General features: G+C 42.1%; 13 protein-coding genes. 8 read left to right on the forward strand and 5 right to left on the reverse strand.

Annotated features, from left to right (window positions below):
• Window positions 1–9: 9 nt before the first annotated feature.
• The 3 genes from dapC to A3774_RS07805 all read right to left on the reverse strand — a co-directional run bounded on the left by dapC (window position 10) and on the right by A3774_RS07805 (window position 6,360).
• Window positions 10–1,206, reverse strand: a complete 1,197-nt coding sequence (gene dapC, locus A3774_RS07795) for a succinyldiaminopimelate transaminase (protein WP_067865786.1) — start codon at window positions 1,204–1,206, stop codon at window positions 10–12.
• Between the two features lie 710 nt (window positions 1,207–1,916).
• Window positions 1,917–5,081: an efflux RND transporter permease subunit gene (locus A3774_RS07800; protein WP_067865789.1), complete on the reverse strand. Its 3,165-nt coding sequence runs from the start codon at window positions 5,079–5,081 to the stop codon at window positions 1,917–1,919.
• Window positions 5,074–6,360, reverse strand: a complete 1,287-nt coding sequence (locus A3774_RS07805; protein WP_067865791.1) for an efflux RND transporter periplasmic adaptor subunit — start codon at window positions 6,358–6,360, stop codon at window positions 5,074–5,076. Before A3774_RS07805 ends, A3774_RS07800 begins: the two co-directional genes overlap by 8 nt.
• Before the next feature lie 233 nt (window positions 6,361–6,593).
• On the opposite strand from A3774_RS07805, the gene A3774_RS07810 reads away from it, so the two are divergent.
• Both A3774_RS07810 and A3774_RS07815 read left to right on the forward strand, forming a co-directional pair.
• Window positions 6,594–7,445, forward strand: coding sequence for an alpha/beta fold hydrolase (locus A3774_RS07810; RefSeq protein ID WP_067865794.1), 852 nt, complete (start codon window positions 6,594–6,596; stop codon window positions 7,443–7,445).
• A gap of 42 nt (window positions 7,446–7,487) precedes the next feature.
• Window positions 7,488–8,507 (forward strand): hypothetical protein, encoded by a 1,020-nt coding sequence (locus tag A3774_RS07815; protein WP_067865797.1) that lies wholly within the window; start codon window positions 7,488–7,490, stop codon window positions 8,505–8,507.
• A gap of 87 nt (window positions 8,508–8,594) precedes the next feature.
• On the opposite strand, the gene A3774_RS07820 is transcribed toward A3774_RS07815, so the two are convergent.
• Window positions 8,595–9,281 (reverse strand): hypothetical protein, encoded by a 687-nt coding sequence (locus tag A3774_RS07820; RefSeq protein ID WP_067865799.1) that lies wholly within the window; start codon window positions 9,279–9,281, stop codon window positions 8,595–8,597.
• A gap of 297 nt (window positions 9,282–9,578) precedes the next feature.
• Here A3774_RS07820 and pdxH point away from each other — a divergent pair, with 297 nt between their 5' ends.
• From pdxH to A3774_RS07840, 4 genes are all read left to right on the forward strand, one after another.
• Complete coding sequence (pdxH, locus tag A3774_RS07825; protein ID WP_067865802.1) at window positions 9,579–10,226, forward strand: pyridoxamine 5'-phosphate oxidase; 648 nt, start codon at window positions 9,579–9,581, stop codon at window positions 10,224–10,226.
• Window positions 10,223–10,900 carry an alpha/beta hydrolase gene (locus A3774_RS07830; RefSeq protein ID WP_067865805.1) on the forward strand — a complete coding sequence of 226 codons (678 nt, stop codon included), beginning with the start codon at window positions 10,223–10,225 and terminating at the stop codon, window positions 10,898–10,900. The genes pdxH and A3774_RS07830 overlap by 4 nt, the downstream gene beginning before the upstream one ends.
• A 12-nt stretch (window positions 10,901–10,912) precedes the next feature.
• The gene (locus A3774_RS07835) at window positions 10,913–11,380 is read left to right on the forward strand and encodes an FKBP-type peptidyl-prolyl cis-trans isomerase (RefSeq protein ID WP_067865808.1); all 468 of its coding nucleotides are present in this window, start codon (window positions 10,913–10,915) and stop codon (window positions 11,378–11,380) included.
• A gap of 85 nt (window positions 11,381–11,465) precedes the next feature.
• Window positions 11,466–11,654, forward strand: a complete 189-nt coding sequence (locus A3774_RS07840) for a YqaE/Pmp3 family membrane protein (RefSeq protein ID WP_067865811.1) — start codon at window positions 11,466–11,468, stop codon at window positions 11,652–11,654.
• Between the two features lie 63 nt (window positions 11,655–11,717).
• Here the strand turns inward: A3774_RS07840 and A3774_RS07845 are convergent, their stop codons facing one another.
• On the reverse strand, window positions 11,718–11,978 hold the full coding sequence (locus A3774_RS07845; protein WP_067865815.1) for a hypothetical protein: 261 nt from the start codon (window positions 11,976–11,978) through the stop codon (window positions 11,718–11,720).
• 597 nt (window positions 11,979–12,575) lie between these two features.
• Here A3774_RS07845 and A3774_RS17165 point away from each other — a divergent pair.
• Both A3774_RS17165 and A3774_RS07850 read left to right on the forward strand, forming a co-directional pair.
• Window positions 12,576–12,701 carry a hypothetical protein gene (locus tag A3774_RS17165; protein WP_269454615.1) on the forward strand — a complete coding sequence of 42 codons (126 nt, stop codon included), beginning with the start codon at window positions 12,576–12,578 and terminating at the stop codon, window positions 12,699–12,701.
• Window positions 12,702–13,046: 345 nt separating this feature from the next.
• Window positions 13,047–13,241 (forward strand): hypothetical protein, encoded by a 195-nt coding sequence (locus A3774_RS07850; protein ID WP_156473682.1) that lies wholly within the window; start codon window positions 13,047–13,049, stop codon window positions 13,239–13,241.
• The last annotated feature ends 4 nt before the right edge of the window (window positions 13,242–13,245 follow it).

Genomic DNA, 13,245 nt, shown 5'->3' on the forward strand with positions numbered 1-13,245 from the left:
GCCTACCTTTTATAGTGCTTCAATATAGCTACGAATACGTTGTGCTGCTTCGACGCATTCATCCATTGTTGCAACTAAGGCCATACGTACATAGCCTGCGCCGGGTACTATGTTGTCAGTTGTTCTAGATAGATAGCTGCCAGGTAGTACAGTAACGTTTTGTGATGCAAATAGGCCTTGTGCAAATTTATCATCGGCAATCGGTGTTTTTGCCCATAAGTAGAAGCTGGCTTCTGGTTTTTTTACATCCATTACTGGTTCTAAGATTTTTATAACGGCGTCGAATTTGTGTCGATACTGATCTCGGTTATCTAAAACGTGATCTTCATCGGACCATGCTTCTATAGATGCCAGTTGATGTTGAATCGGCATAGATGAACCGTGATAAGTACGATAGGAGAGGAAAGGGGTTATTAATGCTGTATCTCCAGCAATAAAGCCAGATCTCAATCCTGGTAAGTTTGAGCGTTTAGATAGGCTGTGCATAACTACACAATTTTTGTAATCGTCACGACCTAGCTCGGCGCACGCCTGAAGAAGCCCTACAGGTGCTTGCTCTTCATTTAGATATATCTCTGAATAGCACTCATCAGATGCAATAATAAAGTCATACTGGTCTGAAAGTTGGATCAGTTTTTTCAGGGTTTTTAAGTCGGTGACTGCACCCGTTGGGTTACTTGGGGAACAGATAAATAGTAATTGGCAGCGCTGCCATACGTCTTCAGGTATTGAATCGTAATCTGGAATAAAGCCATTCTCTTCTAGGCAATTCAGATAATAAGGCTTCGCACCCGCGAGGTATGCTGAACCTTCATAGATTTGGTAAAAGGGGTTAGGTGATAAAACTAATGCTTCAGGTGAACGGTCTACAGCGCATTGAGTAAATGCAAAAATCGCTTCACGGGTTCCATTTACGGGTAATACATTGTCTTCTGCGTTCAGACTACCTTCTGTAAGCTTGAAACGACGGGTGCACCAATCGGTAATAGCTTGGCGCAGTTCAGGCAACCCTTTGGTGGTGGGGTAGTTAGCCAGCTTTTCCATATTTTTAATTAAACACTCTTGCACAAACGGTGGTGAAGGGTGCTTAGGCTCACCAATAGACAATGCAATATGATCTAAATCAGCCGGTGGAGTCACTTCTGCCTTTAGTGCAGTGAGTTTTTCGAAAGGATAAGGCTGTAGCAGGCTAAGGTCGCGATTCATACTGATCCTTGAGTTCCTATATTTAAGGCGATAGATGAAAATGGAAATGCAGAAAATAGGAGCGAAATTATACCTTAACTATCCCCAATCTGCGAATAGGCTACGTTATATGTTGTTTAACTGAACGCTGCGTATGGGCGCTATTTTGTGAAAAGGTTTCTCTAGTCTCTGCCCTTTATAGGGAGCACTGGTTTTGACTTTGATTTATAAGACCTTTTGTCCAACTTATAAAAAACACTATGCTGCAATATGAAGATAAATATAGGTTGGTTTTTGTTACTGAATGGTGATGTTTTATTTGTAACTTAGGTCAGTATATTTTTTCGATTTTTATAAAGGCATTGTTATGTATATAGATAGAGGAACTTATCCTCGAATAGATACGTACCTGCCTGCTGAGGTGTGGATGTTTGCTGGATTGAGTGTTGGCGTTAGGTTGATAAAACTTAGTTTGGTAGGATGTTCGTTGAAGGCGGTAAGGCGGTAGAGTTACTGCAGCCACTGGTTGACGGAGTTCCTTTGGAGTTATACCTGCATTTTGGCCTGAATCAGTATCCTTTACACTGTCATTGTTGAGTGGTTTATCAGCATCGACAATCCCAAGGCTGTATACAGTTGGGATTGTCCTTGTTGAGTATCGATGATAGAGCCTTAGCGTTACTTCAACAGTATATTTCTGAACAGTTAACTTAATGGATATATAGCCAGATTTATCCTCCTAGCTCTGGTTTGTCTGCTGTGACCGGTGTGTTGTGATCTTTCATATTTAATCTGCCACGTGTTGATTCAATAATGGTTAGGGTTGCAGGGACAAATAACAGGATCAGCGCCGTACCGTAAGCTAAGCCGAAGACAATGGATACCGCCATAGGAATTAGAAACTGCGCTTGTAGCGAGGTTTCAAATAATATGGGAGTGAGTCCTGCTATAGTGGTGAGTGATGTTAATAGTACGGCTCGTAAACGCTGACAAGCTGCTTCAATCAACGCTTCTTTGATGGCGACTCCTTTTTTGCGTAAGCCCTGATAGAAAGTGACTAATACGATGGAGTCGTTGATTACAATGCCGGAGAGGCCAAAAAAGCCAAATAGGGACAGAATTGTCATACTCATCCCCATAAAAGCATGGCCAAGAATAGCGCCAGTCAGGCCTAAAGGAATAGCAAGCATTACAGAAATCGGCCAGCTGTAAGAGGAGAACACCCAAGCTAAGATTATGAAAATTAATGTTAAAGCGAGCATTAAACCTAGTTTCATATCATCTAAGGTTTCTCGCTGGCTTTTATTTTTACCTTCGAAGCTTGCTGAAACACCGTACTGAGCAAGTATCTGATCAAGTTTGCTCGATTTTAGATCGGTGATGATCTCATCTGCATTGGCGATGGCTTCATCCAAATCCGCCGTTACTTTGATGGATAGTTGGCCATCGACACGGGTTAAGGTATCTAAGCCTTGTTTGGCGCGGAAGCTTACAACATTACTCAGTGGCGTCGTGCCCCCATCGGGTAGTACAACGGGGAGTTGTTCAATAATACTAAGGCGATCTCTTTCCTCCTCCGGTAGCTGAATGCGTACTTCTATTTCGTCTTGGCCTTGATAGAAGTTTTGCACCTCTAAACCATCAAATGCTGCACGTAGCTGGCGGCCTACTGCATCTAAGGTCAGCCCTGCGGTTTTACCGGCGGGGGTTAGTTCGTAAATTAGTTGTGATTTTCCATAAGGCAGGTCATCGTCAATGTTGCTTAAACCTACATAGCTTTTTAACAGAGACTGAAGATCCAAAGAGGCTTGCTTTATATCGTGGATATCATTGCCTGCGAGTTTTACCTCGATAGGTTTTCCAGGAGGTCCACTTGTTGCCACATCAATGGTGAACTTTTCAATGCCGGCTGGTACGGTGATCCGTTTGCGCCACTCTCGGTTAAATTCTGTGGTACTCATTTCACGGTCGTCCCCTGGCTCTAATTCCACTAACAGTGAGCCGAATTCATCGCCACTATTGCCGGAGGCGGAGGTACGCGAAAAGGAGGCACTACGTAAACGTTGGAAGGCGACTTTAATATTATCACCGCCAAGCTCTTTATCTGTTTCCTGCAAGGTGATATCCAAATGGCGGACAAACTTATCCACTGTCGCTGAGTCTGTTCCTGCGCTGAATTGCACGTTGGCTGTCATTGTGTCGCGTTCAACCGCAGGGAAAAAAGTGAATTTGACCTTACCACCAAGAATCAGTGCTATGGCTAAAATAAACATCCCTAGTGCGGTTGCTATGGTGGTCCAGCGGAACTCTACCGCTTTAGTAACGAGTCTCCTAAAAGGCCCATCTTTAAATTGGTTAAAACCGTTGTCTAGTCGAACACGTAGTTTAGATGGATGTAAATCTTTTATGTTCTTAATACTGTGGTGAAGGTGGCCTGGGAGAATGAGAAAGCATTCAACTAATGAGGCTAAAATAACGCAGATGACTACGGTGGGTATATCTATAAGGATGTTCCCAATAGTCCCACCAATCATGAGCAAAGGTAAAAAGGCGGCTATAGTGGTCAATGATGAGGCTATTACAGGGGCGAGCATGCGATGTGCTCCACCAATGGCGGCGTTTAATCCACTTTCTCCCATTTGGACATGAGTTAAGGTGTCCTCTCCCACAACAATAGCGTCATCAACGATAATACCTAACGCCATAATCAACCCAAATAGGCTGATCATATTAATGCTCCCACCAATGGCATAAAGTACCGCTAAGGTAGCCATAAATGAAACCGGAATACCAATAGTGACCCAAAAGGCAACGCGGGCATTGAGGAATAGGAAAAGGATGCAAATAACTAAGATTAAACCGCTAATACCGTTTTTTAAGAGGAGGTTGATACGTTGTTTGACCGGTTGCCATTGTTCATCATAGGCGATCATTTGTATGTCAGCGGGTAGTGTCGGTCGCGTTTTTTCTAACCAATTATTGAGAATTTTTGCAGATTTAAGGGTGTCTTGGGTTTCTGTGCGGCGAAGCTGTAACATCGCTGCAGGTTCGCCTTGATATTGTAGTAGTACTTGACTGTCTTTGGCTTTTAAGGAGATCTCCGCAATATCGCCTAGGCGGATTAAACGTCCATCTTTATCAGTAATAATGGGAAGCTGTCGAAAACCCTCTACATCGCGTTGTTGATTTAAACTGCGTATTTGCCGTGAACCATCGCCTTTAGCTGCGGTGCCTGCTGGCAGATCTAAACTTCTTAATTTTATGCTCTCAGCGACTTGCCCCATGGTCATATCTAGCTCATGTAATTGAGCTGCCGGAAACTCGATGCTGATTTGTTGGTCAGGTAGGCCGATAAAATCTATCTTGTTAATACCTAGTGCTAAAAGCTCTTGTTCAAAGCGGTGCGCAAAGGTTCGTAACTCCTCCAATGTGCCTTTTTTACTGCTAAGAATTAAGCTGGCAATTTGCTCGTAGCGGATAACACGCTGAACTAAAGGCTCCTCAATATCACTAGGTAATTCATTACGCACACTATCTATTTTCTGTTTGACTTCATCTAACAAAAAATCAACGTCGGTGTCTTCATCAACCTCGATACGAATAGATGCGGAGCTTTGTTGAGCCGTGGAATAGAGGGTGTCTATGCCAGTAAGAGATTTAAGTTCCTCTTCGATGGGTAAAATGATAGAGCTGGCAATATCCTCAGCAGCGGCACCACTCCAGATGACTTGTACTGTTATTACATCTAGCTCAAAGGTAGGAAAGAACTGAGTATTAAGCTTCTTTATACCCCAAACTCCCGCCAATATCATTAGCAGCATAAATAAGTTGGCAGCTACTCTATGGGTTGCAAAAGAGGCGGTTATATTTTGTAGCGAACCATTGTACTTACTCATCTTTTAGCCCCTTTGTTTCAGGGGATGTAAACTCTTTAACACGTAAACCGGTAATCGCATTGGGTAGCTGTGTTGTTACTATAGAATCCCCAGCTTGAAGGTCAGGGCTAGTAATTAGGACTATGGGGTTGTTATCGGCGTCAGTACTATCCCCAATACGTTCAATTTGAACCGAAACTAAACGATCATCCACAACCTTGTATACCTTATTTAAACCATAGAGCGCGGTAGGGGGAACAGGAATGACTTTAGTGGTTGCAGGGAGCGTAACACTAATCGCCAAAGAGCGGCCCAGTTCTGGTTGATAATCCTGTTTTTGTATACTAAAAAATACGTCAACCCCTGCGCGTCCACTATTAACTGCAGCGGCGATACGTTCTAAATTGAGCTCAATGGTGCGATTGTCGATCGTACCGGTTGCTGCAATCTCTTGTAATGAGTTTTTGTTTCTCAATAAAGGAAGAATACGATTAGGAATTTGTGCGCGGACTTCTAAACGATCTAAACTGTAAAGCTCAACAATAGGATCCCCAGCACGAACGCGATCCCCTGGGGATACACTTAAACTTGCTACTCGGCCGCTAAAAGGTGCGTGGATTTTGGTGCGCGAAAGATCAAGTTTAGCTGCATCTAAAAGACTCGTTGTACGCATGAGCTGGGATTCTAATTGACGTAAACGATTTGGATGGTCAGCTATTGATTGTTCCCGTTGCGCAATAGATAAAGCTTGCTGTTGATAATCACGACGGGCTGAATCCAGTTGTTCTTGGCTTGTTAGTTTGCGTTTGATTAGATTTTCATAACGTTGAACCGTCTTGAGGCGTAGCTGCTGTAAGTTCTTTTCGATTTTTAGAGATTTTAGATCGGTCTTGTGACGTACTTTTTCGGTTTCAATCTGAGCGATAGTATTATCGACATCGGCTTGTCGTTGTTGAACTAGTAATTGTGTATCACTATCGTCAAGTTGGACCAGAAGTTCATTTGGGTTAATAGCGCGCCCTTCATCGGTATAAACGTCTTTGACAAATGCAGTGACTGCTGCGGTTATTTTACTGACACGTGGAGATTCTACTTTGCCATAAAGTGTGAGCACGGGTTGATGGAGTCCAAGCGCTGCTGGCACTGTACTTATGCTCCATATCTTTTCCGTCGTAGGGCGAGAGGGTGCTTGGGGCTTGGTCATCATCAGGAAAGCGAACACGGCAATGGCGGCCCCAATAATAAGTAGAGGTAGAATCCATTTTAAGTGGGTGTTTTGTTTTACTTTCACTTCGGTCATGTCATTTCCGTATTCAGGCAGTAAGCATGTTTATTATGTGAACGGGCTAATATTAGCCGAACCCTATATTAATGATCATTTATCGTTTCGTATATCTACAATCTTTGAAACTATGTACTTAGTATCGATGTTTATGGAATAGTGAGTATGACCACCGAAGATTGTGATTGTTCACGTTGCCGCTTTAGATTGTGCTAACGTGCTATTAATTATGACCATGAAAAGGAGTTTGTATGCATACTGATAGTGTACGCTGCTTAAACGCAACTGGATTTCACAATATGGTATATCACGAATGGGGTAGTCGTGATAATGCTCGTGTGCTTGTGTGTGTGCATGGATTGGCGCGAAATAGCCGTGATTTTGATGAGTTGGCTTTAGCTTTGTCTCGCGAATATCGAGTGATCTGCCCTGATATTGTTGGGCGAGGAGCAAGCGAGTGGCTACCTTCAGGTCAAACTTATGATATTCCCCAGTATTTAAGTGATATGACGACCCTACTAGCCCGTTTAAATGTAGATACAGTGGACTGGATTGGAACATCGATGGGTGGGATTATCGGGATCTGTTTAGCGGCCCTGCCTAATTCCCCGATTAAACATTTAGTGCTGAATGATATTGGTGCTTTTGTGCCAGCTACTGCGTTACAGCGTATTGCCGAATACCTAGGCGATAAGCATTTTCAAAGCTTGTCGGATGTTGAGCAGTATATGCGCAGTACCTATCTGTCATTTAACAACCTAACTGACAAGCAGTGGCGTCACTTAGCAAAGTATGGCTCACGGTTACAGGGTAATGGTGAATATGCCTTGCACTATGATCCCGCGATTGCTGAAGCTGCTAAGCATAGTTGTAGTGATGATGTTGACCTTTGGCCTTTCTGGTCGGCTATTAAAATCCCTCAGTTATTAATCTGGGGTGAGGAATCAGATGTGTTGCCAGAAAAGACGGTACGAGCTATGCAGGCGAATGATCAGCTGGAGTTATTCACTATACCTAGAATAGGGCACGTTCCCTCTTTGATGGAGCGCCCACAGATTGAAAAAGTTAAGATGTGGTTGCGTGAACAACATAGACATAATTAAAGCACTGCCTACTATATTTGAGCGGACTATAAAGGAGTTTAGATGAGCGTACTAACACGTTGGCCACAAGATCAGCTTTGTTTAAGTGACCAAGAGCGTAAAGATGCAGTAGATGCGGTAGAGAAAGCTTTTGCCTCAACGCTTGAATCCTTGAAAGTGGATATTGGGCTAGTCGATATGTTTGAAGCGATTTATGTTCCTTTAGGGGCATGGCTAGCTTGTAGAAAACGACAGAAAACAGGCCCGCTTGTCATCGGCATAAACGGAGCGCAAGGGGCGGGAAAATCAACCCTATTTAATTTACTAGAAGTGATTCTTACTGAAGGTTTTAATTTTAAGGTTGTTGGCTTTTCTATAGATGATCTCTATAAAACCTATGATGAGCGCGTTGAGCTGTCGGAAGCCGTACACCCTTTATTGCGTACAAGAGGGGTCCCAGGCACTCATGATGTTGAGTTGGGAATAGAGATTCTTAATTCGTTAAAAAATAGTGATGAGCATACCGTCACTAAGATTCCCGTTTTTGATAAATCTACAGATGACCGTTGCCAAGCAGCGGTTTGGCAAGAGTGGGTTGGGCCTGCTGATATTATCGTCTTTGAAGGGTGGTGTGTCGGTGCAGATCCGCAAAAAGCGGATGCTTTATTAGAACCGATTAATGAGCTTGAAAGGGATAAAGACTCCAGTGGTTTATGGCGTGATTATGTTAATGCGCAACTATCCGGTGTTTATCAAGATCTTTTCTCCATGATAGAGGTACTTATAATGTTAAAAGTACCGAGCATGGATGCGGTTTTTGAGTGGCGTTCACTACAAGAGAAAAAGTTAGCGGAGCGGGTCAAATATATTTATGACACTCAACAGCCAACCGAGCATTTACGGATTATGAATGAAGAGCAAATTAAGAGCTTTATTCAGCACTACGAGCGGTTGACTCGGCATATGTTGGAAGAGATGCCAGATCGTGCCGATATATCCCTGTTTTTGAATAAAAATCATAAAATTTCAGAGATAAGGATTAATAGCCCACTCAAATATTGTGGGTTAAAGTCTAATAGCTAAGCTTCCTAATAATCGATGTAGAGGGCTTAGCTTTTCAGTTAAATGATAGGCTAGTGCTGGGTAAAAAAGGGCTATGCTTATGGTCCGCTAAATAGGTAAAAATGTCATAGATGCCGCACCTTGAACAACGCGGTTAATCGTTCGGTTAGTTTTGTCTGCAATAATATCGGCCATAAGGTCTTGAATGCCTATAAGTTTACCTAGGATTCTCTCGTAACTGTAATTACTGATCCCTTCTGGTGAGATGCCGTTACTCAATATATAGAGCTGTCCGGATGGATCTTTGCGATTGTTCAGATGCCAAGCGATAGATTCGAGGTTGCGTGCAGAGTTATAAAGCTTCTGTTGGTCTAGATCGTCTAAGAAAAAAATCTCTTTCTTCCCATCATAAGCTGCATTAAGCATACCTGTAATTCCTGCCATTAACGCGAAGACACGATCACCCTTAAACTCATCCGAGAAGGCTAAAGGTACAGCAGAAATTCCATCAGAATAGTTAAGTTCAGCGAACCCATTGGGAAGTCGTTCTGCTGGAAAAAGCTGTTCTAAACGCATGTTAAGCGTCATACCTTCAATTTTTCTAAGTTCCTTTGGATTACGTTTGTAGAGTTTAATCGTGAGCTCTTTTGTAAGTTTATGCCATTCTTTGATATTAACGTCTGCAACCATATCAATGTCAGATTTAGCTAAGTTTTTGACCTCGAACGGCTTTGCATTTTTATCTAAACAGCCAGTAATTAGAAATAACGAAATAATAACCAAAATAAAACGCATAAATTCCCTTAATGATGCGTAGCGGGTGACAGTAGCAACTATATAGGTAATGCTGAATAAGGTACAAGTTAACAAGGAATAAGAACATATAAACATTCATATATGTTTGAATACGAAAGGTTTAACTGCCCCCAGTAGGCAGCCTTTGTATTAAGGTGTAAGGACTGACTTGTCTTATCTGCTCGTAATGATTAAATGGGCTGGTGGCTATTTTGACCGCTCTTATTTGCTGTGGTCCTTAATGATATAGTTCGCTTTATTTTTTACTGAACATAGACATTAACTTGAGACATATTTATGAAAGCGAAAGGTGATCTCACCACTACCCGTCGAGAATATATAGCTGCCCCTCTCAGTGAAGCAGGATTAAATATAGATCCTCTCGTTCAGTTTTCTGAGTGGATGGATACAGCACTCTCGGTCACGCCTGATGATGCCACTTCCATGACCTTAGCGACGGCTAATTCATCGGGCATGCCCTCGGCACGTATCGTATTGTTAAAACATTTTGGTGAAGAGGGGTTTGCCTGGTACACGGACTATCGCAGCCAGAAGGGCGCTGATCTAGCGGAAAATCCTCAAGCGGAATTGATGTTTTACTGGTACGGTCTAGAGCGGCAGGTCCGAATTCAAGGCAGAGTAGAAAAACTATCGCTTTCTCAGGGAAAGAAATACTTTGAGGAACGTCCTCTTGGAAGCCGTTTAAGCGCAGCGGCTTCTTGTCAAAGCCACCCTATTGCCAGTAGAGAAGAATTAGAGCTAGCTGTGCAGCGTTTAGAGCAACAACACCAAGATGGACAGATCCCTCATCCTGAAGAGTGGGGAGGATATATTTTAAAACCTACGCGGTTTGAGTTTTGGCAAGGTCGAGAAAGTCGACTACATGATCGTTTTCAATTTAATCTGACCGAGAGCGGTTGGCAGATACAGAGGTTGCAACCATGAGTAGCGAAACTGAAGCGACCTTAGTTCGCGTTGAACCAGAATCTACACCTAGTACTTGTATTATTTGGTTGCATGGATTGGGTGCCGATGGCTACGATTTTGAACCGATAATACCTTACTTAAAGCTCCCTAAATCGAGTGCGGTACGTTTTTTATTTCCCCATGCAGAGGTGATGCCTGTAACGGTTAATGGCGGAGCACCGATGCGGGCATGGTACGATATTTTAGAAATGAATGTAGGCCGTAAAGTGGATAAGGCTACATTGATTGCATCTAGCGAGAGGATACAGCGCCTGATCGATGAGCAGATTGCTGAAGGCATTCCTGCGGATAAGATTCTGTTAGCCGGTTTCTCACAAGGTGGTGCAGTTGCCTATCATGCCGCTTTAACATATCCCAAATCCTTGGCTGGCTTAGTTGCTTTGTCTACTTATATGGCGACCGCTGAGGAAATTAAACTACAGCGCCAATCGAGTAATTATCAAATTCCTATTTGGGTTGCCCATGGTGAGCGAGATGAAGTTGTTCAGCTTGCGCTTGGCGAGCAAGCGCTGACTGCATTGAAGGATATGAATTATAACGCGTTATGGACTACTTACCCTATGGGGCATGAAGTCATGATGGAAGAGATCGAAGCCTTAGGTTGCTGGATGGCTCAGCAGCTTAAGCTTTAAGTCGGAGAGTGTATGAAGATTGCAAATAATAAAGTTGTTAAGTTTCATTATGCCTTAGTTAATGCTGATGGCGAAGTATTAGATGGCTCCCGTGGGGGCGACCCTTTACCTTATCTGCATGGACATAAAAACATTGTGCCGGGTTTAGAGCAGGCCATGTTGGGTCACAGTGTCGGTGATAAATTCAAGATTAAGGTGTCACCTGAGCAAGGCTATGGGCTGCGTGATGAAGACAAAGTCTCATTGGTTGAACGTGCGTCTTTCGAGGGGTTCACCGAATTAGCTGAAGGCATGGTTTGTCAGATGGAGGATGAGCAGGGTGATCTTCAGCTTGTCTCAATTACCAAAATTGATGAAGAGGAGGTGACGGTTGATGCGAATCATCCTTTTGCCGGTCTTGAACTCAATTTTGATGTGGAAATTATGGACATCAGAGATGCAACAGAAGATGAGTTGTCTGCTGGACGTATTGAACTATAAACTTTTTAAAGTTATAAAACCGTTTAAATAAAGCCGTACGCAGTAGCGATTACCTTCAAGCTACCGTGAATATTTGGAAATTATCATGCGTTTAATATTAGCTTTGCTTATACCTTGGTTACAGTTTTTTACTATTGGTCGTCCAATTGCCGGCATTATCTGTTTGATTTTACAGATCACGGTTGTCGGTTGGATTCCTGCCGCTATTTGGTCAGTGTATGCACTAAGCCAGTATAAAACTGATCAGAAAATTAAGGATGCATTAGATCGATAGTATTGCTTTGCTATCGATTCTTACTCCTAGCTAAGCCGTTGAATAAACGGCTTTTTTATGTCTTTATTTTACTTTTTCCTGCCATTCTAAATCTCCTATTTGAACTTTTAACCACTCAAACCCTATCTTCTTAGCAACGGCGGCTGCGCCATCTAAGCTTTTAAATTCACGTTCCTTTTTTGAGCGTTGTAGTTCAAGTGTAAAAACCTCTTCATGTTTAGTGACAAATTTTAGTGTCCAGCCTCGTGCCATAGAGATCGGTATTGCTTGGCAAGAATCAAATACACCTGCCTTAAAAAGAAGTCTTATTTCTTTCTCTTGCATATTCATATTCCTTATTTAACTTATCTTAAATTAATAATGATAATTATAAATTAAGTTTTGAATATAGCCAAATTTTTAGTTGATTTTTTGTTGTCTAACTAATTGAAAAATAAGGATAAAATAAATTATTTCTAGGTTTTAAAAGGGGTGTATTTGTTGTTTGTAACTAATTGAAATTAAAGGATATTTTTTATTTGTCATCTTGAAATATTTTAATCAAATTATTGTTTTAAATGATTAAAATTTATTTATGTTTGTTGTAATTAATTTTTGATTGTTTATTGATTGTTTATTGATTGTTTATTGATTTTTTTTGTTGTTCAACCGCTGGTTATCTTATGGAGTAGCTTTCGAAGGTTGGGCGTGTGAGAAGAGTCGCTGTTGATTTGCAGCATTATCTGGGATCGGTAGGTCAGAAAGAACTGCCTGGCGCTTGGGGTAAAAGGCCCAATAAATTGAACTAGATCAATAAAAGGCTAAGCCAGTATTAAACGGGAGGGGCTTTCTTGAGCTGCATCAATATTTGCTAATGTGTAAAGGGGTAATCTCCTTTACCAGAGCAGTAAAAAATTACGAACAAATCGTGGGGATATCGTGATGGTTGATGTATATAGTATGGAAGTGTTGGTTCCTAGCTTGTTGATGATTGGTGTAATGAGCGCCGCTATGACTTGGGGCTTTTTTAAAGTTCGCGGATTGATGAACGAAGATAAAAAGAAGTAAGCGGATACTATTGAGGTTGTTGTCACCTTCCTCGGTTCGATAGAGAGTTCTCTTACTACAGCAAAAGAAGATCACTTTGGTGGTCTTTTTTTGTTTTTGTCATATGCCTATTGAGTTTGTATATCTCTGCATACTTATTAAACCTTAGACTAAATGCTGTTTATAGCTTAAGCGTATTGTGTACACTTATCCCTGATTTGTATAAGTGAAATGGCCCCATGTAATGAGAGGTCAGCACTTGTACATTTTTGAAATAATAGGTCCTTTACAAGCAAGAGGTTCTTCAAACTGCTTCTTGCGTGATAAATGAGAGGTTTTCGCATTTTGAGCAAAAAGGAGACGATGGTGAATAACAGTAGAGAAAGAGGCTTTTATAAAGTCCGTTATGGTAAGCGTTGGATTGCCGCTTATTGGTGTGGTGAACTATGGGGTTTACCGGACGAGATGAAACCGGGGGAAGAGGGATGGGAAGCTGTACTTGATCAGCAACCCGATGAAGTTGGGGAGTTCATCCCTATGCCGCTGACCTTAAGTAGCTGATAAT

The organism is Neptuniibacter marinus (assembly GCF_001597725.1).
In the GTDB taxonomy this organism is placed as follows: Bacteria; Pseudomonadota; Gammaproteobacteria; order Pseudomonadales; family Balneatricaceae; genus Neptuniibacter; species Neptuniibacter marinus.